The sequence below is a fragment of the Paractinoplanes ferrugineus genome, assembly GCF_016862195.1.
In the GTDB taxonomy this organism is placed as follows: Bacteria; Actinomycetota; Actinomycetes; order Mycobacteriales; family Micromonosporaceae; genus Actinoplanes; species Actinoplanes ferrugineus.
On record NZ_BOMM01000080.1, the window covers coordinates 17,978 to 44,160 of the forward strand.

Genomic DNA, 26,183 nt, shown 5'->3' on the forward strand with positions numbered 1-26,183 from the left:
TTGACGGTTCATGCTATTGATGGTTACGGCGGTTGACGTTATTCGCTAGGCTGTCGGCATGACTGAAGCGATTACGTTCTCGGAGTACGGCGGCCCGGAGGTGCTGACCCTGGTCGGCGTCGACGAGCCGGTCCCCGCGCCCGGCCAGGTCCGCATCGCGGTCCGCGCCGCCGGCGTCAACCAGCTCGACTGGAAGATCCGCAGCGGCGCGATGGCCGCGGTGCGACCGGTCCAGTTCCCCGCCCCGCTCGGGATGGAGGTGGCCGGCATCGTCGACGCCGTCGGCGACGGGGTCACCGCCTGGCGGGTCGGCGACGAGGTGCTCGCCCAGGTGCAGGCCGGTTATGCGACCCAGGTCCTGGCCGCCGCCGAGGTCACCGCGACCAAACCGGCCCAGATGTCGTGGGAGGTGGCCGCCGCCCTGCCGGTGGCCGCCGACACCGCCTACCGGGTGCTCGACGAGCTCGGCGTCAAGAGCGGCGAGACCCTGCTCATCCACGGCGCGGCGGGTGGCGTCGGCACCCTCGCCACCCAATTCGCGGTGGATCTGGGCGTCACCGTCATCGGCACCGCGAGTGATGCCAACCATGACTACCTTCGTTCGCTCGGCGCGGTCCCGATCCGTTACGGCGACGGCCTTCCGGCCCGGGTCCGCGAGGCCGCCCCACAGGGCGTCGACGCCGTTCTCGACTGTGCGGGCGCCGGCGTGCTCGCCGATTCGGTCGAGTTCACCGGCGATCCGGCTCGCGTGGCGACGATCGCCGACCCGATCGGGGCACGGGGCACCGGCACGCGTTTCTCGTCCGGCTTCGGTGGGCGTGGCTTCTTCGCCGAGGGGGTGGCGCAGGCCGCCCGGCTGTCCGCGGCGGGCACTCTGCAGATGCCGATCTGGCGCACTTTCGCCCTGGCCGAGGTCGCCGAGGCCCACCGGGCCAGCGCCGAGGGGCACCTGCGCGGCAAGATCGTCCTGCTCCCGCACTGAGTCCCGACGTCCGGCCTGCCGCACGCAAATCGCCCCGGTGATGGTCACCGGGGCGATTTGCCGGGGGAGGGTCAAGCTTTCGGGACCCCGGTGGTCCGGCGCGGATAGAGGAAGACGAGCAGAGCGGTGAAGGCGAACACCGCGGCATCGATGTAGAGCACCCGGCCGGCCGACGTCGGGAAGCTCGTCCCCTTCTGGAACTCCGCGAGCGCCACGCCGAGCGTCGCGACCCCGATCGCGCTGCCCATCTGGACCATCGTGGCCTGCAGGCCCGAGGCCGAACCGGCGTCCGACTCGGGGATGCCACTGAGGATGAAGTCCTGCAGGGGCGCGACCACGATGCCGAGACCGACACCGAGTCCGGCCAGCGGCCCGACGATCGTCCAGAGGTCGAGCTCGTTGCCCCGGTCGATGATGGTCCAGCCGACCCAGATCGCCCCGGCCATCGCGATCACCCCGCCCAGCTGCAGCACGGTGCGCCCGAGCGCCTTGGACAGCTTGACCGACAGGCCGGCACCGATCATCAGGCCGAGCGCCAGCGGGATCAGCGTCACGCCGGCCTTGAACGGGCCGAAGCCCAGACCGCCCTGCAGGAACACCATCAGGACGAAGGCGATCGCCGTGACGCCGCCGAAGAAGATCAGGGTCACCAGCAGGCCGACCGAGAAGGAGCGGATGCGGAACAGGCGCAGGTCGACGAGCGTGGACTCACCGAGCCGGGTCTTGCGGCGCTCGACCAGGAGGAACAGTGCCGCCGCCGGTACCGACAGGGCCAGCATGACCCAGATCCACGGCGCCCAGTCCTCCTCCTGCCCCTGGATCACCGGGAACACGATGAGGAAGACGGCGACCGCACTGGTAAGCGTGCCCAACAGGTCGACCTTGAGCCGGTCGGACGAGCGCGACTCCCCCATGACGGAGGAGGCGACGAGGAAGACCGCGATGCCGATCGGGATGTTGATCAGGAAGATCGGCCGCCAGTCGAGACCGAACAGGTCGGCGTCGATGAGCGAGCCGGCGATCAGCGGCGCGGTGAGGCCGCCGAGGCCGGTGACGGCACCGAAGAGCCCGAAGGCGGCGGCGCGCTGCTCCTTCGGGAACCAGACGCTGATGCTGGCCAGCACCTGCGGCAGCATGACCGCCGCGGCCAGGCCCTGCAGCACCCGGGAGGCGACCAGGAAGCCCGCGGTGGGCGCGACGCCGCACAGCGTGGAGGTCACCAGGAACCCGACGAGGCCGGTCAGGAACATTCGCTTACGACCGTAGATGTCGCCGAGCCGGCCGCCGGTCAGCAGCATGACGGCGAAGGCCAGCGCGTAGCCGGCGACCACCCACTGCACCTGCTCGTAGGACGCGTCGATGTCGGACCGGATGGACGGCACGGCCACGTTGGCCATCGTCACGTCCATCAGTTCCATGAACGTCGCGACCAGCAGCGTGACCGTCGCGATCCAGGTGCGGCGAGTGACGACCGGCTCGCCCGACGCCGGCGGCTCGTTGAGGCCGATCGGAGTTGTTTCGGCTGATGCCACGACTGTCTCCAGATGGATGAGGAGCTTGCGGAACGAGGTGCGTGGAGCGTTGGCCGATCGAACGCAGGTTATCGTCAGTCTCAAACACCGTCAACAAGTCGATTCATCATCTCGCGTAATTATCTTCTTGAAACTCCGTCAACCACTGATACTCTTCGGCCCGGGAGGGAGAAGCGTGCAGATCGCCGACGACTTCGACAGCGCGCCGGTCACGTCCGCGCTCGGGGCATACACCGCTCATCTGCTGCACCGCGCCTGCGTCCGGACGCGAGCGGTGATGCGTTCGGCCGTGCCGGCCGGCGCCGATCCGCGCGACTTCGTCATCCTCGGCGTGCTGATGAGCGGCGAGGGGATGTCCCAGCAGGAGGTCGCCGACCGGCTCAACATCAACCGCACCGCCATGGTCAAGCTGCTGGATCGGCTCGAGAGCATCGGTCACGTCGTGCGCCGGCGCAATGTCAACGACCGCCGGTCCTACATCCTGACGCTGACCCCGGCCGGCCGGGCCGCCGTGCAGGCGTGGGAACCCCTGGTGGCGGCGGGCGAGGCGGCGCTCACCGCCCCCCTGCTGCCCGAGGAACGGCAGCGCCTCAACGACCTGCTCCGCCGGCTGCTCCCGGCCCTGGACGCCTGGTTGCCGCATCTGCCCAGCCAGCGCACGGGTTACCTGCTGATCCACGCCGACCTGCGGCTGCGCCGGCACGCCGAGTACGAGCTGTCCCGGATCGGCCTGCAGCAGCGCCACTTCGCCGCGCTGGCCACCCTGGCCCAGATCGGCCGGCCCTGCACCCAGCAGGAGCTGGCGCAGCGACTCGACGCCCACGACGCCGCGATGGTCCCGGTCCTCGACGATCTCGAGGCCCGCCGCCTGTGCGAGCGCCGCCGCGACCGGCGGGACCGGCGGCGCTACGCCCTGCGGTTGACCGAGGAGGGGCAGGCGGCGCTGCGGGCGGCACAAGTGGTGATGCGGGCGGTCAACGAGGGGGTGGTGGCCCTGCTCGCCGCCGACGGCGAGCGCGAGCTGCGCCGGCTGCTCACCAAGCTGGGTTGAGCGGCCGCCGGCCGGGCGGTCCCGGTGCGGACCACCCGGCCGGATCGGCTGCGCTTCAGCCCGGCGCCGGGCTCACTGCGGGATCGGCTCGGCCGGGAAGTTCTCCGGAACGGTCCAGACGCTGAGCCGCTCGCCGAAGAACTCACTGACATTCGGCACGGTGAACGGCCCGAACACGCGCTTGCCGGTCTGCGGATCGAACTGGTGCACCACCGCCGTCGCGGAGTGCGACTTGAAGTGGTTGTCGTCGGCCATCGTGAACAGCACGTCGACGGTGAAGGCCTGCTCCATCCCGGTGGTCTTCGGGTCCCAGGTGAAATGGACCTGGTGCATGAAGTAGGAGCAGTCGGCGTTGCGCCGCCAGAAGCCCGAGTTGGCGGCGGGCGAGACGTTCACCGGGTTCGCCTCGACCACTCCCCCGCCCGGGGTGAAGGTGATCAGGGTCGACTCGGTCCGCCCCGGGAACGGCTGCCCGGGGAAGTAGACCTGGGCGTACCAGGAGCCGACGATCGGGGCGTACAGCGAGGTCGTGGCGCATCGGGGCGGTTTGGCCGCCGGCACCGAGGCGGAGGCGGCGGGCGCCGGCCCGACGAACAGCAGGGCGAGCAGTGCGAGAAGACCGCCGACCGCGGTACGCCTGCCGGGTCGCCGGAGCGGACGGTGATTCGCCAACGTCATGGCGGATTTCCTTTCGAGAGGTGCCACGATTGATCGGACTACTGGTCCGGCCGACTATGGGCCGCACCGATAACGCGGCGGTGAAGCCGCGCTCACCGCCCGACGCAGCGGCCGCCGCACCGGCCCGGACAGCGCGGGCGCGACGGAGGCGGGCCGGCCGCGGCCGGGTCACCGGGGGGTGGGTGATCGCCCCACAGGACCGCCTGGACGATGTCGAGCGGTGGGTGGACCGGGGCGGCGTACAGGCCGGAGATCGCTATGTGCAGACCGAAATTGGCGATCAGGTCACGAAACTTCACTGGGTCCTCCATGGGCGACGGGCAGGCGGGCGGCCAGCAGGCGGCATTCCGCGCGGGCCGCGGTCAGCCAGCCGGCCAGCGAGGCGACGACCGGGCCGCCGCGCCGGCCGCCGAGCACCGGGCCCCGCCACTGCCGCAGGGCCAGGTCGAAACTGTGCGCGGCGAGATCGGCCCGGCGTTCGTGCAACTGGCTGCGGCCCTCGTTGACCAGCCGGACGAAGTCGTGCATGTCCGAGCCGTCCGGCGACGCCATGCTGAGCAGATAACCGTGGCCACGGGTCAGGATCGGGGCCGCGCCGTTCGCGAACGGGCTGAGCACGGACCGCAGTCGCGAGATGTAGTTCTGCAGACCGGCTCGGGCCCGGCGCGGCGGCAACCGGCCCCACAGCTCCTCGACGATGTGGTCGGCGCTGATCTCCTCGTTGGCCCGCATCACCAGCGTGGTCAGCAGGATCTCGAGCTTGGGGCCGGCGATCGCGACGACCCGGCCGTGATCGACGATCCGGGCCGGGCCGAGGATCTCGTAACGCATGTGGGTGCCCCCGTCGGGTCAGGCGGCCGCCGTGAGCGGGCTGCTGAAGGTCGCTCGCAGGCAACGCCGCAGCTCCGCTCCGAACGCGGCGGAATGCAGGAAGAAATGGCCGCCGGGCACGGTGACCCGGGCGGCCGGGCCGGTGGTGGTGCGGACCCAGTCACGCTGACCCGCGGGTGTGATGAGCGGATCCGCGCTGCCCGCGAAGACGGTCACCGGACAGTCCAGCAGGTCGCCCGCGGGCGGCCGATAGGACTGGAGCAACCTCAGGTCGGCACGCAGCACCCCGAGCAGCCGCGAACGCAGTGCCGGGTAGACGTCGAGCTCGGGCGGCAGGCCACCGAAGCTCGCGACGGCGCTCGCCAGCTCGTCGTCCGACAGGGCGGCGTGCACCGCCCGGGCCGTCGGGTGGGCCGGGGCGTCCCGGCCGGACACGAGCAGGTGCGCGGGTTCCCCGAGCCGGTGCCGCGCCGCCCGGGCCGCCTCGAAGGCGATCAGGGCGCCGAAGCTGTGCCCGAACACCGCGTACGGGCCGCCGCGGTGGTGGTGGGCCATCTCCTCGACGACCCAGGCGACCATCGCGGGGAAGTCGGTGATCGGGTTCGCCCGGCGGCGGGTACCGCGGCCGGGCAGTTCCACGGCGTACATCTCGATGGTCGCCGGAAGCAGCGTCGTCCAGCGGCGATAGGTGGCGGCGGAGCCGCCGGCGTAGGGAAGGCAGAACAGCTGCATGAGTTCATTGCAGCAATCGTGAATAAAGCGAGGGTTTGCTGCCGATCAGATGCTTCGGCGGCCGCGGATCAGGTCGAACACGACGGTCCGCCAGATCGATCTGGAGTTGCGCCGCACGTCCGCCGGCGCGGTCCAGCGGGCCCAGGTGAGCAGGCGCACCACGTTCCAGCCGGACGGCACGATGAAGCGCTGGGCCGGATCCTTCCAGCCCAGCGGCGGCACGTAGTCGGCCGCCTGGATCGCGTTCATGATGTGTCCGGCGGCCTCGTCCCCGGTCAGGCCGCCGCGACGATATCTGCCGCAGACCTCCACGGTCAGGTCGAACAGATCCGCGTAGCCCTCGTGACCGGGCCACCAGAGGCCGGCGTTCTTGGCCCCTTCCAGCTCGTTGAGCACCCGGTAGTCCTTGGCCCGGCGGGCCCGGACCAGCCCGTCGAACAGCCGTAGCGTGCCCGGGGTCGAGCCGATGGCCCACACCCGCAGGACCGCGTCGAAGAGGCGATGGTGCGAGAACGCGGTGAAGGCGCAACCGACCAGGGCGTCGCTGTAGTCGAGGGTGGCCTGCTCGAGCTGTTCGACGAAGCGGAACCGCTCGGCGCTGAAGTCGTCGTCGCGCACGGCGGCGAGCAGCCGCCAGGCGAGCGCGTTGATCACCTCGGCGGTGCTCGACAGGCCGACCGAGAACAGCGGGTCGACGAAGCCGGCCGCATGCGAGAGCAGGCACCAACGGTCGCCGATCGACGCGGTGGCCGAGTACTGCAGGCGGTCGGTGGCGATCCATTCGCGGACCGGCCGGGCGTCCTGGAACTGACGCGCGATCGCCGGGAAACGCCTGACGTACGACCAGAACTCCTCGTCCGGCGCGACGGTCTCGTCCCGCGGGAAACGACGCGAGTCCAGGGTGAGTCCGACGCTGCAGAGCGGGTTCCCGGAATCCGGATGGTTGCCGAACGGAATCACCCAGAACCAGCCGCCGTCGAAGAAGTGGTGCTGAGTTCCGGCGTGCCACGGCAGCGGTGGCCGCTCGGCGACCGGATGGCGCAGCACGTCGTCGAGCGGCGCGACGCCGATCATGTGGGTGAACAACGAGCGGGAGTGGTGCTTGAGCCGGGTGGGTCGTTCCCGCAGGTTCAGCCGGTCGGCGAGGGCCGAGCGGGCGCCCGTCGCGTCCACGAAGTAGCGGGCCCGGTAGAGCTCGTCGTTCGCGCCGACCACGGTGACGCCCTCGTCGTCGAAGTCGATGTCGACGACCTGCCACCCCTGCCGGATGTCGCAGCCGTACTCGGCCGCGGCCCGGAACATGTAGGCGTCGCTGTCCTGGCGGAACAGATGCGGGGCACGACTCATCGCCCGCGGAGTGGCGATCAGATTGGTTTCCGCCGGATCCGGTTCGGCACCCTCCTCGTGGCGCAGGAAGCCGAAGTGCTTCTTGATCCCGAACGTGTTGCCGATGCGTTTGTTGCACAGCCGCACGTCGGTCAGGGTGCGCAGTTCCGGCACGCCGTACCGCTCCGCGAGCACGTGCAGATTGACCAGGAACAGCGGGGTCGGCGACTCGCCGACGGCGAACCGGGGGTGACTGCCGATGTCGATCATGAGGGTACGGGCGCCGTTGCGCGCCAGGATCGCGGCGAGCATGGACCCCGCGATCCCGGAGCCGAGGATGAAGACGTCGTACGGCCGATGGACGGTCAGCACGGCGCCGGAACCCGGCCGACCGTGGCGATCACCGCACCGCACATGAAGAACGTGCCCTCCTCCTGCCGGCGCCGCAGGCTCTCCACGAACTCGTCAGCCACCTCGATCGGCACCACCCCCTGCGCGGCCGCGGCCGGACCGAGCGCGTTCAGCCCGGTCATCGCGTCGGCCGCGGCCAGGTCGTCGAAGACGATCGGGAACAGCCGGGTCCGTACGTCCACCAGACCGGCCGCCTTGGCCAGCACCGGTCCGGTGCGCGCCACCCACGGGTTGGCGATGAAGTCGAACCACCAGGCGGTCAGGGTCCGGGCCAGCGACCGGTCGGGCAGGTCCAGGGCCCACATGCCGTGATCGGGGTCGGCGATCAGCACCCGGCCGCCCGGCCGGGTCACCCGGGCCAGTTCGGCGACCGCCGCGGCCGGCTCGGCGAGGTGCATCAGGACCCGCTCGGAGCGGGCGACGTCGAAGGTGGCGTCGGCGAACGGCAGGCGGTGCGCGTCGGCGACCTGGTAACGCAGGTTCCGCGCGCTCAGCGGAGTCAGCAGGCGCGCTTTGTCGATCAGCTGGCGGCTGTTGTCGACGCCCTCGGCCCGCCCGGTCTCACCCACCTCGCCGGCCAGGAGCCGCACGTCGGCTCCCGTTCCGCAGCCGACGTCGAGCACCCGCTCACCGGGCACGAGCCCGAGCATCGCGTGCAGTCCGGCCTTGAGTTCCGCGAGCTGTTCGCCCATCCGGGCCAGGTAGTCCGGAAAGGCGTCCGTCGCCGCCGCGTCGTCCACGGTGGCGAAGCTGGTCTGGTCCTCGGCGAATATCGACGTCATCCCTGCTCCCTCGGTCATCCAGCCGGAACGGCGTGGATCTCGCAGATCACCGCACCCGCGGTGACCGTGTCGCCGACTCGCGCCCGCAGACCGGAGATCACGCCGGCCAGACTCGCGACAACCGGCTGTTCCATCTTCATGGCCTCCAGGACGACCACCGGGTCGCCGGGCTTCACCAGGTCGCCGTCGCCCACCGGCACCTGCACGACGGTGCCCTGCATCGGCGCGGACAGGACCCCGTCGCCGGCCGTCGCTCCGGCCGGGCTGACCGCGCCCCGGCCGCGGCCCAGTGACCGGCCGACGCTCGGCGGCCGGGGCGCCGCTCCGGTGACCACCGGAGCGGGCGAGCCGGGCGGCAGGACCACCTCGACGCGCCGGCCGTCGACCTCCACGGTGATCCGTTCGCGGGTCCCCACCGACCCGGCCGCGCCGCCCGCCGGGACGTCCTGCGGCGGCAACGCTCCGGTCAGGTTCTCCTCGATCCAGCGGGTGTGCACCGAGAACGGCGTCGCCGGGTCGGCCGGCGCGAAGTCGGGGTGCTCGACGGCGAGCCGGTGGAAGGGCAGCACCGTCGGCAGCCCCTCGACCGTGAACTCGCTCAGCGCCCGGCGCGAGCGGCGCAGCGCGTGGGCGCGGTCGGCACCTTTGACTATCAGTTTCGCCATCATCGAGTCGTACATCCCGGAGATCTGGTCGCCGGCCACCACCCCGGAGTCGAGCCGCACACCCGGGCCGGACGGCGGGGTCCAGGCCGTGATCGGGCCGGGCATCGGGGCGAAGTTGCGACCCGGGTCCTCGGCGTTGATCCGGAACTCGACGGCATGGCCGGTCGGAGTCAGTTCACCGCCGGTGATGTGCTCCCAGGCACCGATCCGCAGCTGCTCGACGACCAGGTCGAGGCCGGTGACCTCCTCGCTCACCGGGTGTTCGACCTGAAGCCGGGTGTTCACCTCGAGGAACGAGATCGTGCCGTCGGCCGCCAGCAGGAACTCACAGGTGCCGGCGCCGACATAGCCACCGGCTCGGATGATGGCGGCGGACGCGGACACGATCTCGTCGTGCTGGGCCCTGGTGAGGAACGGCGCGGGCGCCTCCTCGATGAGTTTCTGGTAACGGCGCTGCACCGAGCAGTCCCGGGTGGACACGATCTGCACCTCGCCGTAGGCGTCGGCCAGACACTGCGTCTCGATGTGCCGGGGGCTCACCAGATAGCGCTCGGCATAGCACTCGGACCGGCCGAAGGCCGCCTGCGACTCCCGGACCGCCGCGTTGAACTGCTCCGGGATCTCGGCCGTCGTCCAGGCCACCCGCATGCCGCGGCCGCCACCGCCGTGCGCCGCCTTGAGCGCCATCGGCAGCCCGTGCTCCGCGGCGAAGGCCATCGCCTCGGCGACGTCGGCCAGCGGGATGGGGGTGCCGGCCACCAGCGGGGCGCCCACCCGCTGGGCGATCCGGCGGGCGGCGAGCTTGTCGCCCAACTGCCGGATGGCGCCGGCCGGCGGCCCGATCCAGAGCAAACCGTGGTTGAGCACGGCCTCGGCGAACTCGGCGTTCTCCGACAGAAAACCATAACCGGGGTGTACGGCGTCGGCGCCCGACCGGCGGGCGATCTGCAGCAGCTTGGCGATGTTGAGGTAGGTGTCGGCCAGCGTCGGCCCGTCGAGCAGGAACGCCTCGTCGGCCATCCGGGCGTGCAGCGCGTCGCGGTCCGGTTCGGCGTACACCGCCACGCTGGCGACTCCCAGATCCCGGCAGGCACGCACGATCCGGACGGCGATCTCGCCCCGGTTGGCGACCAGCACCTTGTCCATCAGGCCACCCCGTCCGTTCCGGCCACCACGTCCATCAGGTCGTCCATCGCGCCGGTTACCGCGCTCGGGCCGGCGTGAACCGCCAGGACCGGGGGCCGTGCAAGGATTCGGCCACCGGCGGGCGGACCCGGCGGCGTACCACCGCGGGCGGCTCCGGGGTGACCCCGGGCCGGGCTCGCAGGGCCAGCAGGATGGCGATCACCTCGGCCGGGTCCGGCCGGCCGGTCATCTCGACGGCGGTCATCGCGGCGACCCGGCGGCAGCCTCGACGATGCCGCGGATCCGCTCCATCTGTACGGCGGAGTTCTCGTTGATGTACGCGGTCATGCCCTCCGTCGTCGCCGGGGCACCCGGCTTGGTGGCGAAGTCCTGGATCCAGCGCATCTCGACGCCGCCCTCGACCTCGGTGTACCGCCACTCGATGTCCATGTACTCGAAGAACCCGGTCTCCACCCGGTGCGCCCGGACCGTGTGGGTGGCCTCGTCGGGGACGCGTTCGGAGACCCAGCGATAGACCGTCCCGGTCTCGTCCGGGTGGGTGGCCAGGCGGAACAGCACCCGGTCGCCGTGCCGCTCGAGGATCTCGGCGGAGGCGTACTCGCTGAACAGCTTCGGCCAGGACTCGACGTCGTTGGTCATCGACCAGACGATCGGCAGCGGCGCGGCGATCACCACCCGGTTGTCGGTGTGGCCGGGGGTTCGGGTGCCGCCGTCGAGCATCCGGTTGACGTACGAGACCATGGCCGGCAGCGTTTCGATCGCCTCGCCGTCGTCGAGGCTCAGGTCGTACTCGTTCTCGAGTTCACCGACGACGCCGAGCCAACCGAGCGAGTCGATGCCGAGGTCGCTGACCGTGGCCGGCCGGGCGGCCAGCGCGGTGGTGTCGACCGGGACGCCCGTCTTACGGGACACCAGGGCACCGAGGGTGTGCAGCGAGAGATAGCGGTCGCTCACGGACTTTCTCCTTTACTGCGGCTGGTTGCCGTGCTTGCGAAGCGGCAACGCTTCCTGTTTGGAGTCGAGCATCTCGAGGGCCGCGCAGAGCGCCGCTCGGGTGTCGCGGGGGTCGATGATGTCGTCGACGAGCCCACGCTCGGCGGCGTAGAACGGGTGCATCAGATCGGTGCGGTACTGCTCGATCAGGGCGGACCGTTCGGCCTCGGGGTCGACCGCCGCGGCGATGCGCTTGCGGTGGATGACGTTGGTGGCCGCGTCGGCGCCCATCACGGCGATCTCGTTGCCGGGCCACGCGAGCGACAGGTCGCAGCCGATGCTGCGCGAGTCCATCACGATGTACGCCCCGCCGTACGCCTTGCGCAGGATGACCTGGATGCGCGGCACCGTCGCGTCGCAGTACGCGTAGAGCAGCTTGGCGCCGTGCCGGATGATGCCGTCGTGTTCCTGCTCGACACCGGGCAGGAAGCCGGGCACGTCGACCAGGGTGATCAGCGGGATGTTGAACGCGTCGCACATCCGGACGAAGCGGGCCGCCTTCTCCGACGCCGCGATGTTCAGCACGCCGGCGAGCGCCATCGGCTGGTTCGCCACGATGCCCACGACCTGGCCGCCCATCCGGGCCAGGACACACATCACGTTGGGCGCCCAGTCCTCGTGCAGGGCGAGATAGCCGCCGTCGTCGACGATCTGGGTGATCACCGCGCCCATGTCGTACGGCTGGCCCGCCTCGGCCGGCACCAGCGACAGCAACTCCTCGCAGCGACGATCGACCGGGTCCAGGCAGTCGACGGCCGGCGGCACCTCGCGGTTGTTGGCGGGCAGCAGCGAGAGCAGTTCACGAACCGCCTCGAAGCAGCTGGCCTCGTCCTCGTAGACGAAGGTGGCCAGCCCGGACTTGGCCGCGTGCACGTACGGGCCGCCGAGCTCCTCCTGGGTGACCGTCGCGCCGGTGACCGCCTGCACCACGTCGGGGCCGGTGAGGAACATCTGCGAGATCCCGGCGACCATGAACACGAAGTCGGACAGCGCCGGGGAGTAGGAGGCACCCCCGGCGCACGGGCCGAGCATCACGCTGATCTGCGGGATCACGCCGGATGCGCGGACGTTGCGGCGGAAGATGCCGCCGTAGCCGGCGAGCGCGGTGACCCCCTCCTGGATCCGGGCCCCCGCACCGTCGTTGAGGCTGATGATCGGGGCGCCGACGGACTCGGCGAGGTCCATCACCTTGTGGATCTTCGAGGCGTGCGCCTCGCCCAGCGAACCGCCGAAGACCCGGAAGTCGTGGGCGTAGACGAAGACGCGGCGGCCGTCCACCGTGCCCCAGCCGACGATGACGCCGTCGGTGTGCGGGCGGCGGGCCTCCATCCCGAAACCGGTCGACCGATGCCGGCGGAACTGTTCGAGCTCGTGGAAGGAACCCGGGTCGAGAAGGAGTTCGATGCGCTCGCGGGCGGTCAGTTTGCCCCGCCGGTGTTGCGCTTCGGTAGCGGTCGCGTCGCCCTGCTCGGCGGCGTGCCGAGCGGCGGTCAGCTCGCTGAGGCGCCGGGTTCCGGCGTCGCCGTCGAGAGTCCCGGCATCGCCGTTGAGCACCTGCGTCACGTTCACCTCCGGAGGTCCCGTTCGGATGTGACCATGCTCCGGTTCGGTGATAAAGGGGCAGTTAGCGCAGAAATAAAAGGGCGTCGGACACAAAGCGGATAGATCGGATGGACGAAATTTCGGCCTTTTGTCGGGCATCCGGCGCCGCCGCGCGAGCTGAGTCATTACGAAGTATGCAAACCGTTCCCCGTTTGGGAGGAAGAATTGCCGATTGGCGGCCACTAACCTCAGACCACATGGATGCTGCCAGTAACACCGCGGTTGCAGCGGGTACGGCACCGATCGATCCGCTGGTCCTGCGTCAGGTGTGTGGACGTTTCCTGACCGGCGTCGCCATCGTGACGAGCTCGCTGGACGACGCCCCGGTCGGCGTCACCATCAATTCCTTCACGTCGGTGTCTCTCACCCCACCCCTGGTTCTGTTCTGCATTCACCACGGCTCCGCGCTCGTCCCCGCGCTCGACGACTGCGACTACTTCGCCATCAACGTCCTGGCCGCCGACCAGTCATCGCTGGCCGGCCGGTTCGCCAGGCGTTCCACCGCCTCGTTCGCAGCGTTGCGAACCTGGCGCGCCACCACCGGAGCGGTCCTGCTCTCCGATGCGATCGCCTATCTCGAATGCCGGGTGGCGGCCCGGCACGACGGCGGCGACCACCTGATCGTCATCGGCGAGGTGATCGATCTGGGGGTGCTCCGCGACACCCACCCGCTCGCGTTCTTCCGAAGTGGACACCCGCGATTCGAGGTATCACCATGACTCCTGCCCTCGGGCTCTTCGTCGAACCACCCCTGGGATCACCGAGCTACGACATCGACCGCGACGCCGGCCGGACGACCCGCACGGTCGTCGGAACCGATCTGGACATCGGCATCCTCGGACCGCTGCAGATCCGCTGCGGCGGCCGGGAAGCGCGCCTGCCGCAGGCGAAACTGCGGCTGCTGCTGACCACCCTCATCCTTCGGGAGAACCGGGTGATCTCCAACGACGCCCTGATCCAGGGCCTCTGGGGGGAGGCGCCACCACCGACCGCGCTGCGCGCCCTGCGGGTCTACATCTCCCAGTTACGCAAGTTCTTCGCGGTGCTGGGCGTCGACGAGGAGCAGTGCACCATCATCACCCAGCCGCCCGGCTACCGGCTGATCGTGCCGTGGGGCTCGCTCGACCGGCATCATTTCGACGAATTCCGGCGGCGCGCCAAGGATTCCGCCGAGGGGGGCGACATCGCCGGCGCCACCGGCTGTTACCGCAGTGCCCTCGAGCTGTGCCGAGGGCGGGCGCTGGCCGATGTCCGCGGCGAGTCGGCTCTGATCGAGAGCAGCGCGTTGTGGCTGGACGAGACCCGGCTCAGCGTGGCCCTGCGTTACGTCGACCTGCAGCTGCAGATGTCCCAGCACCTCGACATGATCAGCGAACTGACGATGCTGGCCAACGACCACCCGTTCAACGAGGGGGTGCACAGCCGGCTGATGATCGCCTTGTACCGCTCGGGCCGTACGGGTGACGCCCTGGCCGTCTTCCGCACGATCCGGAGTCTTCTCGTCGACGAACTCGGCACCGATCCCGGACCGGAGATCCGCCGGGTCCAGCAGATGATCCTCAGCGCCGAGCCGATCGCTCACCAGGAACACGATCTCTGGACGCTGTAGCACCTTTCTTCGCAACGGGGGACCTCGGCGGCGAGCACACCGCCGAGATCAGCCGCGGACCAGCCGGCCGACAAGCGCCGCCGGGGCCCGCCGGAGCCGGTCGTCCGGACCGGCCAATCCGAGCCGGTGGCAGGCCTCGGCCAGTTTGATCGCGTGTTCGTCGCCCAGCTCCACCGCCCGGGCGATCGTTTCGCCGAGGTCGGGCGGGGCCGACCCGGGATTCGCGAGGGTCGCCGTGAACATGCCGGCGAACACTCCCGCGATCCATTCCGCGGCCCGACGGGCGTGGTGGTAGGACTGCTCGTGCAACTCCACCGGCAACGCCGGCAGCACCAGGTGCACGGCCGCGGGCACGGTGACCATGTGGACCAGTGGGATCGGCGGGCGCGGGCTCCGGTCGGCGTAGACCCCCGCCGCGGTCAGCGCCAGTTCGCGTAACGCGCCCTCGGGATCGTCGCCGGCCGTCGGCGGCACCTCGGCGAACAGCAGGCTGCCCGGCCCCCGCGGTTCGGTGTAGCGCGCCGCCCAGTAGCCCAGCCCCTGTGCCAGTTCATCGAGTTGGAGCTTGGTGGGGCGTGGGCTGCTGGCGACCGAACGGGCCGCGTGCACGGTCCGGATGAGCCCGTGCCCGAGCGCCCCGACCAGGCCCGGCAGCAGTCGCGGCCACCAGCGCGCCAGCACGTCGGGCCAGGGCTCGCCGGCGAGTTCGCGTTCGAAGAGCGCCGTCCAGTCGGCGACCCGGCCGAAGTCGCCCAGGTGCGTACGCCAATCGGCGGCCGCTATCGGCCAGCGGGGCGCCGGGCGCTCCAGATAGGGCCGCTGCCGCAGATTGCCCCGGACCCACTGCGGCACGTGGTCCGCGTAGCCCAGCTCGCTCAACGCCTCGGCGGCCATCGGCGCGTGGCAGGAGAGGAACCCGCCGAACTCGAATCCGGTGCTGCGCAACCGATCCAGAGCTTCCTCGACGGCGGCGGTGTAGCCCTCGGGAGGCGCGGCGTTCCGTCGCATCCCGTAACCAAACCTTAACTCATGGGTACCCATGGCTGCTTCCTTATCGATATGCTTGGTTCGCTATCTAATTATTCCCATGCCCGGGGGAGCTGGGATGACCCTTGAAAACAGGACAATTGACAGTAAGACGATCGAAAACAAGCCGATTCGGCTGCTCTTCGCCGACGACCGGCCGTTCATGCGCCTGGGCCTGCGCACCACCATCGATCGTCTCGCCGGCATCGAGCTCGTCGCCGAGGTCGCCAGCTGGGCCGAGACCCTGCACCTGAGCCGCCAGCTCCGGCCGGACCTGGCCCTGCTCAGCGATCGGATCCGGGAACCCGACGCGGTGAGCGTCGACGACCTGCTCGGACAGATGGCCCAGCTCGGCGTCCCGGTCCTGCTGCTCGCCGGCGGCACCGCCGCGGCTCAACGAAACGCCCTGCGCGACGGCGCGACCGCCCTGTTGCACGAGCTCACGGATCACCGTCTGCTGTGGTCGGCGGTCCAGCTGGCGGCCGCCGGCTACCTGATGATCAAGTCGTCGGCCGCGGTCCCCGCGGTAGCGACCGCCGGCCGGTGTCCGGCAGTCGCGCTGACCGACCGGGAGAGCGAGGTGCTGGCCCTGATCGCGCAGGGCCTCAGCAACGCCGAGATCTCGGGGACTCTGATGCTCAGTGCCAACACGGTCAAGTCACATGTCCGCAGCGTGCTGTCCAAGCTGCGGCTCCGCAACCGGATCGAAGCCGTCATCTACGCCTACGACGAAGGTCTCATCGATCGGCGCACCGCCTTCTGGTCCGGTGCCCTGAAACGCCCCGAGGGCGTCGCGCGCTGAGCGCGACGCCCTCGGGGCGAAGCTCCTACCGGGGCCCGTCCCGGAGCTGAGCGACCATGCCCCACTCGTCGAAGATGTTCCAGTCCTGCACCACCCGGCCGTCCTCGACCCGCCAGATCTGCACGCCGGACGCCTCGACGGTCCGGCCGGTCGGGTCGATGCCCCGGTACGGCGCCAGGGTGTGCCGGCCACGGGCGGTGTAGTGGCTGACGACGTACCGCTCGTCGGCGATCTGCTGGTCGACCGTGACCCGCATCGGGTCGAACACCGAACGGATGTGCCGCACGCTGCGCTGCGGGCCGGCCGGGCCGACCCGCTTGCCGCTCAGCACGAAATCGGGCGCGAAGATCTCCTCGGCGACCTCCAGGCGGCCACCGTTCCAGCCCTCCTCGAACCACCGGCGGGCCAGCGCCATGAGGGCCTCGGAACGGCCGAGCGTCACGGTCATCGCCCGACCGCCGAACCGTTCCCGCCACCGGCCGCCGACCCGGCGGGCTGCGGCGGACGCATCGGCTCCAGCCCGACCACGCCGTGCCGGGTGGCGATCGCCGCCATCACCGCCGGGTCCGGCGGGCCACCGGCGGCCAGCGCCTTCTCCAGATCCTCGAAGAAGGTCTCATGCCCGCCCGGCGTCGCGACGATCATCAGGCGGCTCGGTGTCTCGAGCACGTTGCGGAACCGGTGCGCGACGTTGCGCGGGCTGAACACCACCGTCCCCGGCGTCGCCTCGACCGTACGGTCGTCGAGCCGGACCTCGTAGGCGCCGTCGAGGACCAGCAGGGCCTCGTCGTGGTCGGTGTGCATGTGCAGCGGAGGGCCACCGCCCGGTGCGGTGGTCACCTCGAAGAACGACAGGAGCCCGCCGGTGTCCTCGGCCCGCAGCAGGAACCGGCCCTGCTCGCCGACCCAGCGCACCGGATCCACGGCGTCCCGCATGATGATCTTCCCAGGTATCGCGGTCATGATTCTCCTTGAGATGAGCTGCGGCCGACGGTGCGGGCGAGGATCAGCCGACCTTTTTGCCCTGCCGGCGGGCCCGGATGGTGGCGCGCAGCAGGCCGGAGGCCAGTTCGCTGACGTTGGGCGAGCCCTTGCGGATCGCCCAGTTGAGGAACCGCGCCAGGGCGATGTTGCTGGGATAGATGACCTGGTTGTCGCGATCCTTGTAGCCGAAGGTCGGCGGCGGGACCGGGGACTGTTCGATCAACCGGAACAGACGCTCGGCCGCATCGTCCCCGTCGAGCTCGCCGACCTCGTACTTCTCGCAGGTCTCGACCATGATGTCCCACATGCGCTTCATCTCGTCGTCGTCCGGCCACCAGAATCCGGTGTTCGGCGCCTTCTCGAGATCGGTGAACGCGTTCTTGTCACCGAGCTTGTAATTCAGTTCGGCCCGGGTGAGTCGCATCGAGCCGTAGTTGGAGCTGATCCCCCAGATCCGGAACACCGCGTCGAAGAGCCGGAAATTCGAGAACGCGATGTACGAACAATTGACGAGGTCGTCGTTGTAACTGAGCAGGCCCTGTTCGAGTTCCTCCACGTACCGGAATCGCTCGTCGGAGAAGTCGTCGTCCTCGAGTGCCGCGAGCAGCCGGCCGGACAGCGCGTCGATCACCTCCGCGGTGTTCGACAGGCCCCGGGAGTAGAGCGGGTCGATGAAGCCGGCGGCGTGCGACATGAGGCACCACCGGTGGCCGATCGACTGCTTCGAGGAGTACTGGATGCGCCCGGTGGAGGTCCACTCCCGGATCGCCCGCGCCCCCTCGAACTGCCGCGCCACCGCGGGGAACTTGTTGACGTAGTGCATGAACTCCTCCTCCGCCGACATGCCGTCGGGTTTGGGGTAGGTGCGCTCGTCGAGTGTGAGACCGACACTGACCACGGGGTTGCAGGACTGCTCGTAGTTGTTGAACGGGATGACCCAGAACCAGCCACGGTCGAAGACGTGGTGCATCGTGCCCTTGTACCAGGGCAGCGGCTGCCGCTTGGCCGGGTCGATCCCGCAGACGTCGTCCCAGCGCTTCACGTCGATCATGTGGGTGAAGATCGACCGCGAGTGGTGCTTGAACCGGCTCGGCTTCTCCCGCAGGTCGAGTTTGTCGGCCAGCGGGGACCGGAACCCGCTGGCGTCCACCAGGTAGCGCGCGCGGAACACCTCGCCGTTCTGGCCGGTGACGGTGACCGCGTCGGCACCGAGATCGATGTCGGCGACCCGCCAGTTCTGCCGGGACACCGCGCCGTACCGGATGGCGACGTAGTGCATGTAGGCGTCGCTGTCCTGCCGGAACAGGTGCGGGCCCTGGTAGAGGTTCTTCGGGGTGGCCGCCATGATGACCTTGCGCGGGTCGGGTTCGGCACCCTCCTCGGCCATCTGGAACGTCGCGTGCAGCTTCACCCCGTGCGTGCTGCCCATGGCCGCCGTCACGGTCTTGACGTCCTGCAGTTCGCGGATCTCCGGGACGTCGAACCGGGTGGCCAGCGCCTGCTGGCGGACGAGCAGGTGCGGAATGGTGGACTCGCCGATCGCGAAACGGGGATGGCTGCCGGCGTCGACGAGCACGACCTTGGCACCGTTGCGGGCCAGGATCGCGCCGAGCATCGTTCCGGCATAACCCGAACCGATGATGAGGACATCGCAGTCGTGCTGGTCGGTCTGCATGGGATGGATTCCTTCCGGGAAAAGGGCCGGCTAGACCATTGCCGTTCCGCCGTCGACGAGGACATAGGAGCCCGTCAGGTAGGAGGCCTGCGGTGACGCGAGGTAGGTGATCGCGGAAGCCACGTCGGCCGGCACGCCGTTGCGCCGGAGCGCGGCCCGCTCGGCCGCCGCCTGGACCAGGAACTCGGGGGCCTCGGCGGTCGCGGCACTGAGGATGAAACCGGGACCGACCCCGTTCACCCGTACGCCCATCGGGCCGACCTCCCGGGCCAGGCTCTTGACCAGGGCCTCCAGGGCCGCCTTGGCCATGCTGATGGCGAGCAGCCCGGCACTGGGCGTCCGGGACAGGGCCGCGCCGACCGCCACGACGCTCCCGGAACCGCGCTCGATCATCGCCGGCAGCACGGTCTGCAGCGGGAAGAAGAGGGACTGCATCTGCCGGGTGACGGTGCGCTCCAGGTAGGACCAGCTGACCTGGGCGAACGGGAGGAACGGGACGTCCCGGCCGTAGAGGCCGGTCGCGTTCAGCACCAGCACGTCGATCGGCCCCAGGCGCGTCACCGTCTCGGCCACCATGGCCGCCACCTGTTCGGCGTCGGTCACGTCGGCGCCGACCGCGATCGCTTTCCCGCCGGCTGCGACGATCGTGTCGACCAGTTCCTTGGCCTTGCCCTCGCCGGTGTGGAAGTTGACCGCCACCGCGGCCCCCCGGGCGGCCATCTGCCGGGCGGTGTCGGCGCCGATGCCATCGCTGCCGCCGGTGATCAGGGCAACAGTTCCGCGGTAATCCTGTTCAGGCATGGAGTTCGTCCTCTCTGCTGGTCATCGCGATCGGTCGAGCCGGTAACGTTCGGAAGAAGCCGCATTTCAGAGGAGCGTTCGCATGGCCGGCAGGACGAGAGATGTCGACATCGCTGACCGTGACGAGCAGGAGCCGGTCGGCCGGCTCATCAACCTGACCGCCAAGGCCATGCGCAGCCATTACGACCTGGTGATGGCCGAGTCGGGATCGACGTTCGCGTTCTGGACCGTGCTGGCCGTGCTGGAGACCCGCGGCCCGATGATCCAGCGGCAGCTGGCGGAGTCCCTCTCGATCGAGGGGCCGACCCTCACCCGCAGCCTCAGCATGATGGAGGGCCAGGGACTGGTGGCCCGGGAGCGCACCGGCGAGGACCGCCGGGCCACGATGGTGCGGACGACCGCCGCGGGTCATGCCCTGTTCGTGAAGCTGCGTCGCGCCATGGCCGAGGCGAACCGGACCCTGCTCGACGGGGTGACCGCCGAGGAACTGGCCGGGCTGCGCACCAGCCTGACCCGGATCCGGGACAACTCGCGGGCGGCCGGCCGGCGGTCCCGGCTGCGCTGAGCGCACCGCGTTCACCGGACACCCACCCAGGCCAGGGCCACGGCCGCGATGGTCACCGCGAAACCGCCGAGCGCCACCAGCGTCCGCGCCTGGTTGGCTCGGGCCCAGCGGGCCCGGACCTCCGGCCACTCGGCCGGCGGATCGCCCACCGGCCAGGCCGCGATCCGCTTGTTCAGCCGCACGTTGTAGACCTCGGAGATGACCGCGACCCCGCCGATCGACAGCGCGGCCGCCGCGAACGCCACCTTCGTCGCCGGGCCGGGCACGAAGACGATCAGCACCAGCCCGATGGCGAGCGCCACCTTGTTCATCCGGGGCATCATCGGATCGAATCGCCTGTCGAGCAGCACGTGCACCCGGATCCACGGGTCGGCCGCCAGCGCCCGGATGGTCGGCACGATGGCCATCTCGACGGTGAACAGCACGCCCGCGAGCAGTCCCGCGAGCAGCAGGAAGAGCGCGGCCAGCACCTGGAGCCACATGGATTCACCTCCGGATTGCTAGAAGTCGATGCCCATCATCAGTTCGTAGCTCTGCTTGCGACCCACGCTGCCGAAGAACGTGCGCATGAAGGCGTTCCGGCCGGCTACCCGCAGGTCGCTCTGCCAGCGCCCCATCGAGCCGATCTGCCACGAGGTGTTGATCATGTCGGTCACCCGGGCGAGGCGGCGCTTCTCGAAGGCCGTCACGGTCTCCGGCACGCTGCTCCCCGACGATCCGGTGAGCATCTCGGCGAGGATCACCGCGTCCTCGATCGATTGGCCGGCGCCCTGGCTCAGGTTGAGGGTCATCGGGTGGGCGGCGTCGCCGATCAGGACCACCCGGCCGCTCCCCCAGGGTCCGAGCCGATCCGGCGGCCGGTCGAAGATCTCGATGGGCAGCACCGCCGCCTCCGGGGTGGCGGCGACGATCTGCCGGACCACCGCCGGCCACCGCTGGTAGGTGTCCAGCAGGGCCTCCACCTTGCCCTGGTGGATGGTGTCCATGGCGCCGCCGACGTCGTCGGAGACGATGGCGTCCCAATAGACCTCGTCCGGGTTGAGCCGGCTGTACAGGAAACGAAGACCGCCACGCCCCCAGAGGTTGAAGAACGTGCCGCTGGGCACCACGTCCTCCCCCGGCAACGGGGCGATCGCCTGCCAGGCGGTGTAGCCCGCGTACCGGGGCGGCAGGTCGTGACCGTGGCGCAGCTCGGACCGGACGGTCGAGCGCAGCCCGTCCGCGCCGATCACGATGTCCGCGGTGTCGGTGCTGCCGTCGTCGAACCGGACGGTCGCGCCGCCGGCGTCCTGCGTCAGGCCGATACAGCGGACACCGAGCCGGACGTCGGGGCCGGCCTCGGTCATCAGCAGGCTGTTGAGCTCCGACCGGCGCAGCACGATCGCCGGTGCGCCGTACCGGTCGGCCGCGTCCGACACCGACCAGGTGGCCAGGCTGCGGTCACGGTCCGACCGGAACTCGTGGATCCCGATCTCGAGGCCGGCCTTCACCACCGCCCGGTCCAGCCCGATCAGGCGCAGGGCAAGCACGGCGTTGTGCCACAGCATGAAGCCACCGCCGGTCAGCAGGGCGCTCGGTTCCCGCCGGCGTTCGTAGACGGTGACCTGCACACCCCGTTGTTGCAGGGCGATCGCTGTGGTCAGGCCACCGATGCCGGCGCCGACCACGATCGCCCGCGCGATCTCGGGCATCTCGATCCCCTCAGGCGCTCTCGACGCTGATCCGGACCGTGAAGATCCGGCGTTCCTCGGTGGTGGTGGCGACGAACGGCATGATCGGCGCGGCCATCTCGAGGTGGCGGGGGTGGTCCTCCCAGGCGCGGAAGGCCTCCTCGCTCTCCCACTCGGCCAGCAGGATGTAGAGGCTGTCGTCGTTCGCGTCGCGCAACAACTGGTCACGCAGGTGGCCCGGTGTCCCCCGGACCGCCGAACTGACCTCCTCGAAGGCCTTCTCGAACGCCTCGCGGTCCTCGGCGCGGGGACGCGAACGGACCATTACCCGTACGCTCATGGCAGCGTGCTCCTCTCCCGGACGTCGCCTCCGACGGTCGTGACGACCGAGAAGACGTTCTTGGCGGACTTCTCTCGTAACGGGTCCAGCCCGGCCGACAACTGCCGGCGCACCGAGCTGCCCTCGAACAACCGCAGAGCCGACCGGTCGTCCCAGTCGCTGGAGATCACGAACTGCCGCGGCTCGGCGGCGTCGCGCAGCAGGGTCTGGCCCCGGCAGCCGGGCCAGAGGGCGATCTCCGCCGCGGCGGCCCGCCAGATCCGCTCGAACTCGGCCTCCGACCCGGCCCGGACCAGCATCGACAACACGGTCCGGACCATCAGATCCCCCCGTCGACTTCGAAGATCGCGCCGGTCATGTAGCGGGAGGCGTCGCTGAGCAGGAAACAGACCACGTCGGCGATCTCGGCGGGCTCGCCCAGCCGGCGCAGCGAGGTCATCTCGACGTACATCGCCTTGCCCTCGTCCCCGCGCGGGTTCTTGTGCCCGGTGTTGTCGATGACGCCGGAGGCGAGGCAGTTGACCCGCACGCCGCGCGGGCCGAGTTCCTTGCAGAGCGCCCGGGTCAGCCCGAAGATCGCGGCCTTGGAGGTCACGTAGTGCGCGGCGAACGGCATGCCGTGCCGGGCCACACCCGAGGAGATGTTGACCACCGAGGCCTGCTCGGTGAAGTGCGGCAGGGCCGCCCGGATGGTGTTGTACATGCCGCTGACGTTGGTGTCGAGGATGCGGTGCCACTCGGCCGGTTCCATCGCCTCCAGCGGCAGGTGGCTGATCACCCCGGCGTTGTTGACGAGCGCCGTGATCGGGCCGAAGCGGCCGACGGCGCTGTCCATCAGAGCGCCCACCTGCTCGGCGTCGCGGACGTCGGTCCGGACCAGGTGGAGCTGCCCGCCCAGGTCGGCGACGGCGCCCGGCAGCGACTCGGATTCGGCCGAGTCGCTGGTGAAGCAGGTGGTGACGGCGACACCCTGCTCGATCAGGGCGAGCACGGTGGCCCGGCCGATACCTCGGGTTCCGCCGGTGACGACCGCGTGCCGGCCTTTGAGTTCGAAGTCCATGATGTGTGCCTCCTTGGGTTATGGAGCCGTGACGATCAGGCAGGCGTTGAACCCGCCGTGCCCGCGGGCGATCACCAGCGCGGTCCGGATCGGCGTCGCCCGGGCCTCGGCGACCAGGTCGAGGTGGTAACCGGTGGCGGGTTCGGCGGTCGCGCCGCCGGGGATGACACCGTCCCGAATGGCCAGCAGGGCCGTGACGACATCCAGTGCGGCCCCGCCCGCCAGCAGTCGGCCGACGAGCGCCTTGGGGGCGGCGACCGGCACCGCGCAGGGTCCGAAGACACCCGCGATCACCTCGGCCTCGGCCGCGTCCAGCCCGGCCACGCCGGCCGCGTCGGCGAAGACCACGTCGATGTCGTCGGGCGTCAGCACCGCGTCGGCCAGCGCCAGTTCGACCGCCCGGCGCAGGGTCGCGACCGCGAAGCCGCCCGGGTCGAAGGTCGCGGCGTACCCGGCGATCCGGCCGTACCGATGAACCGCCCCGCGGGCCTCGGCATGCGCCTCGTCCTCGATGATCAGCATGGCCGCGCCCTCCCCCGGTGGGTAGCCGGCGGCCTGCGCGCCGAACGGCTGGTACGCCGTCGCCGGATCGCCGGCCGAGGTCAGGTTTCCGGTGCTCAACTGGGCGACCAGGCCGTACGGGCAGAGCGCGGAGTCGGCCCCGCCGGCGACCACCACCTTGGCGCCGTCCCGGATCAGCCGGCGCGCCTGGGCCAGCGCGTCGAGGCCACCCGCCTGTTCGTTGGCGATCACCCCGCACGGCCCGCGCATGCCGTGCCGGATCGAGATCTGGCCGGTGGTGGCGGCGTAGAACCAGGCGATCGACTGATAGGGGCCGACGTGGCGGGGCCCCCGGCGCCACAGTGCCTCGATCTCGCGCTGGCCGAACTCGGTGCCGCCGGAGGAGCTGGCGGTGACCACTGCCATCTCGTACTCGTTGAGGCGGCCCGGATCGACCCCGCCGTCGGCCAGCGCCAGTTCGGCGGCGACCAGGCCGAGGTGCGTCCACTGGTCGGTCTGGACGGCGAGGGCGCCCGGGATGTGGTCGGTCGCCACGAAGTCCTTGACCTCGCCGGCCACCGAGACCGGGTAGTCGGTGGCGTCGAAGCGGGTGAGCGGGCCCAGCCCACTCGTCCCGGCTCGGACGGCCGACCAGTAGTCCGGCGCGCCGATGCCGTTCGGGGCGACCACCCCGAGACCGGTGACGAGCGCGTTCATCGGGCGTCACCGGCCTCGCGGCTGAGGATCATCGCGGTCTGGAACCCGCCGAATCCGCTGCCGACGCTCAGCACGGTGTCGAAGGTGTGGTCGCGGGCGGTCTTGGGGACGTAGTCGAGGTCGCACTCGGGATCCGGGTTCTCGAGGTTCGCGGTCGGCGGGACCACCTGGTGTTCCAGGGCCAGCGCGCAGGCCGCGATCTCGATGGACCCGATCGAGCCGAGCGAGTGACCGACCATCGACTTGATCGAGCTGACCGGCACGTCGTACGCCCGGGAACCCAGGCTGCGCTTGAACGCCGCGGTCTCGTGCCGGTCGTTCTGCCTGGTGCCGGAGCCGTGCGCGTTGATGTAGCCGATCCGGTCCGGGCCGAGCCGGGCGCGGTCCATCGCGACCCGGATCGCCTCGGCCATCTCCCGGCCGTCCGGCTTGAGCCCGGTCATGTGGTAGGCGTTGCTGCGCGACGCCGCACCGGAGATGTGCGCGTAGATGCGCGCGCCGCGGGCCCGGGCGGCGGCCAGTTCCTCCAGGACGAAGACCGCCGAGCCCTCACCGAGCACGAATCCGTCCCGGTCGTTGTCGAACGGGCGGGACGCGTGTTCCGGGTCGTCGTTGCGAGCCGTGGTCGCCTTGATCGCGTCGAAGCAGGCGACCGTGATCGGGGAGATCGGCGCGTCGGTCGCCCCGGCCACCGCGACGTCGATCGCGCCTTCCTCGATCAGCCGGGCGGCGTGGCTCACCGAGTCGAGCCCGGAGGTGCAGCCGGTGGAGATGAGCGCGACCGGGCCCTGCGCGCCGACCGTCCGGGCCACCTCGACCGCCATCGTGCTCGGCACCATGTAGCCGTACAGGTGCGGTACGCCGTAGGTGTGGTCGACCACCCAGTCGCGGCCGCGGTTGCTGAGTACGACGTACTCCTCCTCGAGGCCCATCGTGCAACCGACCGCGCTGCCGATGCTGACCCCGATCCGTTCCGGGGCCACGTCGGCGAGGACCGCCCCGCTGTCGGCCAGCGCCTCACGGGCGCTGACCACCGCGAACTGCGCGGCCCGGTCCATCCGGCGGGCCTCCTGCGGGGTGAGTCCCGCGGCCAGGGGTTCGAAGTCGCACTCCGCGGCCACCTGGGACCGGAACGCGCGAGCGTCGAACAGCGAGATCCGCCGGGTCGCGGTGTTGCCCGCGGCGAGCAGTTCCCAGAAGGCGTCCCGGCCGGTCGCACCGGGGGCCACCACGCCGATACCGGTGATCACCGCTTCCCGGGCCGTCATGCCGGCGTCCCGCCGGCGTTCGCCACCTCGGCCGGGTACGGCTCGGTGTCGACGTGCCCGAGGTCCGGCCGGGGGGCCAGCGGCCCGAGGTGGAAGACCACTTCGGCACGCTCGTCGCCGACGTTCATCAGCCGGTGGCGGGCGTTCTTCGGGACCACCAGTCCCTCGCCGGGGGCGAGGTGCACCGGCTCGTCGTCGATCCGCATCACGAGCAGGCCGCTGACGACGTAGATGAACTCCTCCGAGTACGGGTGGTAGTGCTCGGACACGAATTCGCCGGGTTCGAGGACCGCCACGCCCATGAATCCGGAGGTGGCGCCGACCGTCTTCGAGGTCAGCATGGCCCGGACGTCACCGCCGCGCTTCCGGTTGGACGCGACGTCGGCGAATGCGATCTTCTTTGCCGGAAGTGCGGTCACAGGAAACTCCTTCTC

30 protein-coding genes are annotated in these 26,183 nt (G+C 70.4%); 6 read left to right on the forward strand and 24 right to left on the reverse strand.

Annotation, left to right across the window (positions count from 1 at the left end; all coding sequences use genetic code 11):
• Window positions 1-58: 58 nt before the first annotated feature.
• Complete coding sequence (locus Afe05nite_RS40055) at window positions 59-982, forward strand: NADP-dependent oxidoreductase (RefSeq protein ID WP_203822566.1); 924 nt, start codon at window positions 59-61, stop codon at window positions 980-982.
• 71 nt (window positions 983-1,053) lie between these two features.
• Here the strand turns inward: Afe05nite_RS40055 and Afe05nite_RS40060 are convergent, their stop codons facing one another.
• Window positions 1,054-2,514, reverse strand: a complete 1,461-nt coding sequence (locus Afe05nite_RS40060) for an MFS transporter (protein ID WP_203822567.1) — start codon at window positions 2,512-2,514, stop codon at window positions 1,054-1,056.
• Window positions 2,515-2,689: 175 nt separating this feature from the next.
• Between Afe05nite_RS40060 and Afe05nite_RS40065 the strand changes: the two genes are divergently transcribed.
• Window positions 2,690-3,565: a MarR family winged helix-turn-helix transcriptional regulator gene (locus tag Afe05nite_RS40065; RefSeq protein WP_203822568.1), complete on the forward strand. Its 876-nt coding sequence runs from the start codon at window positions 2,690-2,692 to the stop codon at window positions 3,563-3,565.
• Window positions 3,566-3,637: 72 nt separating this feature from the next.
• Here the strand turns inward: Afe05nite_RS40065 and Afe05nite_RS40070 are convergent, their stop codons facing one another.
• The 10 genes from Afe05nite_RS40070 to Afe05nite_RS40115 form a co-directional block, all read right to left on the reverse strand.
• Complete coding sequence (locus tag Afe05nite_RS40070) at window positions 3,638-4,243, reverse strand: hypothetical protein (RefSeq protein WP_203822569.1); 606 nt, start codon at window positions 4,241-4,243, stop codon at window positions 3,638-3,640.
• A 92-nt stretch (window positions 4,244-4,335) separates the two neighbouring features.
• Window positions 4,336-4,542: a hypothetical protein gene (locus Afe05nite_RS40075; protein ID WP_203822570.1), complete on the reverse strand. Its 207-nt coding sequence runs from the start codon at window positions 4,540-4,542 to the stop codon at window positions 4,336-4,338.
• On the reverse strand, window positions 4,529-5,074 hold the full coding sequence (locus tag Afe05nite_RS40080; RefSeq protein WP_203822571.1) for an AfsR/SARP family transcriptional regulator: 546 nt from the start codon (window positions 5,072-5,074) through the stop codon (window positions 4,529-4,531). Before Afe05nite_RS40080 ends, Afe05nite_RS40075 begins: the two co-directional genes overlap by 14 nt.
• Before the next feature lie 18 nt (window positions 5,075-5,092).
• Complete coding sequence (locus Afe05nite_RS40085) at window positions 5,093-5,806, reverse strand: thioesterase II family protein (protein ID WP_203822572.1); 714 nt, start codon at window positions 5,804-5,806, stop codon at window positions 5,093-5,095.
• 45 nt (window positions 5,807-5,851) lie between these two features.
• The gene (locus tag Afe05nite_RS40090; RefSeq protein WP_203822573.1) at window positions 5,852-7,504 is read right to left on the reverse strand and encodes an NAD(P)/FAD-dependent oxidoreductase; all 1,653 of its coding nucleotides are present in this window, start codon (window positions 7,502-7,504) and stop codon (window positions 5,852-5,854) included.
• A complete protein-coding gene (locus tag Afe05nite_RS40095) occupies window positions 7,498-8,325 on the reverse strand; it encodes a methyltransferase domain-containing protein (RefSeq protein WP_203822574.1) in 828 nt (275 codons plus the stop codon). The genes Afe05nite_RS40090 and Afe05nite_RS40095 overlap by 7 nt, the downstream gene beginning before the upstream one ends.
• A 14-nt stretch (window positions 8,326-8,339) precedes the next feature.
• Complete coding sequence (locus Afe05nite_RS40100; protein ID WP_203822575.1) at window positions 8,340-10,136, reverse strand: ATP-binding protein; 1,797 nt, start codon at window positions 10,134-10,136, stop codon at window positions 8,340-8,342.
• Between the two features lie 55 nt (window positions 10,137-10,191).
• On the reverse strand, window positions 10,192-10,380 hold the full coding sequence (locus tag Afe05nite_RS40105; RefSeq protein ID WP_203822576.1) for a hypothetical protein: 189 nt from the start codon (window positions 10,378-10,380) through the stop codon (window positions 10,192-10,194).
• Window positions 10,377-11,090 carry an SRPBCC family protein gene (locus tag Afe05nite_RS40110; protein ID WP_239118570.1) on the reverse strand — a complete coding sequence of 238 codons (714 nt, stop codon included), beginning with the start codon at window positions 11,088-11,090 and terminating at the stop codon, window positions 10,377-10,379. Before Afe05nite_RS40110 ends, Afe05nite_RS40105 begins: the two co-directional genes overlap by 4 nt.
• Before the next feature lie 12 nt (window positions 11,091-11,102).
• Window positions 11,103-12,623 carry an acyl-CoA carboxylase subunit beta gene (locus tag Afe05nite_RS40115; RefSeq protein ID WP_438869716.1) on the reverse strand — a complete coding sequence of 507 codons (1,521 nt, stop codon included), beginning with the start codon at window positions 12,621-12,623 and terminating at the stop codon, window positions 11,103-11,105.
• Between the two features lie 305 nt (window positions 12,624-12,928).
• Between Afe05nite_RS40115 and Afe05nite_RS40120 the strand changes: the two genes are divergently transcribed.
• The gene (locus Afe05nite_RS40120) at window positions 12,929-13,450 is read left to right on the forward strand and encodes a flavin reductase family protein (RefSeq protein ID WP_203822577.1); all 522 of its coding nucleotides are present in this window, start codon (window positions 12,929-12,931) and stop codon (window positions 13,448-13,450) included.
• Window positions 13,447-14,340: an AfsR/SARP family transcriptional regulator gene (locus tag Afe05nite_RS40125; RefSeq protein ID WP_203822578.1), complete on the forward strand. Its 894-nt coding sequence runs from the start codon at window positions 13,447-13,449 to the stop codon at window positions 14,338-14,340. The genes Afe05nite_RS40120 and Afe05nite_RS40125 overlap by 4 nt, the downstream gene beginning before the upstream one ends.
• Window positions 14,341-14,388: 48 nt before the next feature.
• On the opposite strand, the gene Afe05nite_RS40130 is transcribed toward Afe05nite_RS40125, so the two are convergent.
• A complete protein-coding gene (locus Afe05nite_RS40130) occupies window positions 14,389-15,348 on the reverse strand; it encodes a questin oxidase family protein (protein WP_203822579.1) in 960 nt (319 codons plus the stop codon).
• A gap of 97 nt (window positions 15,349-15,445) precedes the next feature.
• Here Afe05nite_RS40130 and Afe05nite_RS40135 point away from each other — a divergent pair, with 97 nt between their 5' ends.
• Window positions 15,446-16,168, forward strand: coding sequence for a response regulator transcription factor (locus Afe05nite_RS40135; protein WP_203822580.1), 723 nt, complete (start codon window positions 15,446-15,448; stop codon window positions 16,166-16,168).
• A 25-nt stretch (window positions 16,169-16,193) separates the two neighbouring features.
• Here Afe05nite_RS40135 and Afe05nite_RS40140 read toward each other — a convergent pair whose 3' ends face one another.
• Genes Afe05nite_RS40140 through Afe05nite_RS40155 form a run of 4 tightly spaced genes read right to left on the reverse strand, consistent with a single transcriptional unit; the run spans window position 16,194 to window position 19,628 of the window.
• The gene (locus Afe05nite_RS40140; protein ID WP_203822581.1) at window positions 16,194-16,616 is read right to left on the reverse strand and encodes an ester cyclase; all 423 of its coding nucleotides are present in this window, start codon (window positions 16,614-16,616) and stop codon (window positions 16,194-16,196) included.
• Window positions 16,613-17,131, reverse strand: a complete 519-nt coding sequence (locus Afe05nite_RS40145) for a cupin domain-containing protein (RefSeq protein WP_203822582.1) — start codon at window positions 17,129-17,131, stop codon at window positions 16,613-16,615. The genes Afe05nite_RS40140 and Afe05nite_RS40145 overlap by 4 nt, the downstream gene beginning before the upstream one ends.
• A 43-nt stretch (window positions 17,132-17,174) precedes the next feature.
• Window positions 17,175-18,827, reverse strand: a complete 1,653-nt coding sequence (locus Afe05nite_RS40150; protein WP_203822583.1) for an NAD(P)/FAD-dependent oxidoreductase — start codon at window positions 18,825-18,827, stop codon at window positions 17,175-17,177.
• Between the two features lie 30 nt (window positions 18,828-18,857).
• Window positions 18,858-19,628, reverse strand: coding sequence for an SDR family NAD(P)-dependent oxidoreductase (locus Afe05nite_RS40155; RefSeq protein ID WP_203822584.1), 771 nt, complete (start codon window positions 19,626-19,628; stop codon window positions 18,858-18,860).
• Between the two features lie 82 nt (window positions 19,629-19,710).
• Between Afe05nite_RS40155 and Afe05nite_RS40160 the strand changes: the two genes are divergently transcribed.
• Entirely contained in the window at window positions 19,711-20,193 is a 483-nt protein-coding gene (locus tag Afe05nite_RS40160) for a MarR family winged helix-turn-helix transcriptional regulator (RefSeq protein WP_203822585.1), read from the forward strand.
• Window positions 20,194-20,204: 11 nt separating this feature from the next.
• Here the strand turns inward: Afe05nite_RS40160 and Afe05nite_RS40165 are convergent, their stop codons facing one another.
• From Afe05nite_RS40165 to Afe05nite_RS40200, 8 genes are read right to left on the reverse strand one after another with little or no spacing between them, the layout of a single operon-like run.
• The gene (locus Afe05nite_RS40165) at window positions 20,205-20,675 is read right to left on the reverse strand and encodes an anthrone oxygenase family protein (protein ID WP_203822586.1); all 471 of its coding nucleotides are present in this window, start codon (window positions 20,673-20,675) and stop codon (window positions 20,205-20,207) included.
• 18 nt (window positions 20,676-20,693) lie between these two features.
• A complete protein-coding gene (locus tag Afe05nite_RS40170; RefSeq protein ID WP_203822587.1) occupies window positions 20,694-21,884 on the reverse strand; it encodes an FAD-dependent oxidoreductase in 1,191 nt (396 codons plus the stop codon).
• A 10-nt stretch (window positions 21,885-21,894) separates the two neighbouring features.
• Entirely contained in the window at window positions 21,895-22,203 is a 309-nt protein-coding gene (locus Afe05nite_RS40175; protein ID WP_203822588.1) for an antibiotic biosynthesis monooxygenase family protein, read from the reverse strand.
• Entirely contained in the window at window positions 22,200-22,523 is a 324-nt protein-coding gene (locus Afe05nite_RS40180; protein ID WP_203822589.1) for an antibiotic biosynthesis monooxygenase family protein, read from the reverse strand. Before Afe05nite_RS40180 ends, Afe05nite_RS40175 begins: the two co-directional genes overlap by 4 nt.
• Window positions 22,523-23,263 (reverse strand): SDR family NAD(P)-dependent oxidoreductase, encoded by a 741-nt coding sequence (locus Afe05nite_RS40185; RefSeq protein ID WP_203822590.1) that lies wholly within the window; start codon window positions 23,261-23,263, stop codon window positions 22,523-22,525. The genes Afe05nite_RS40180 and Afe05nite_RS40185 overlap by 1 nt, the downstream gene beginning before the upstream one ends.
• 18 nt (window positions 23,264-23,281) lie before the next feature.
• Complete coding sequence (locus tag Afe05nite_RS40190; protein WP_203822591.1) at window positions 23,282-24,481, reverse strand: ketosynthase chain-length factor; 1,200 nt, start codon at window positions 24,479-24,481, stop codon at window positions 23,282-23,284.
• Entirely contained in the window at window positions 24,478-25,749 is a 1,272-nt protein-coding gene (locus Afe05nite_RS40195) for a beta-ketoacyl-[acyl-carrier-protein] synthase family protein (protein ID WP_203822592.1), read from the reverse strand. The genes Afe05nite_RS40190 and Afe05nite_RS40195 overlap by 4 nt, the downstream gene beginning before the upstream one ends.
• Window positions 25,746-26,168: a cupin domain-containing protein gene (locus tag Afe05nite_RS40200; protein ID WP_203822593.1), complete on the reverse strand. Its 423-nt coding sequence runs from the start codon at window positions 26,166-26,168 to the stop codon at window positions 25,746-25,748. The genes Afe05nite_RS40195 and Afe05nite_RS40200 overlap by 4 nt, the downstream gene beginning before the upstream one ends.
• Window positions 26,169-26,183 lie beyond the last annotated feature (15 nt).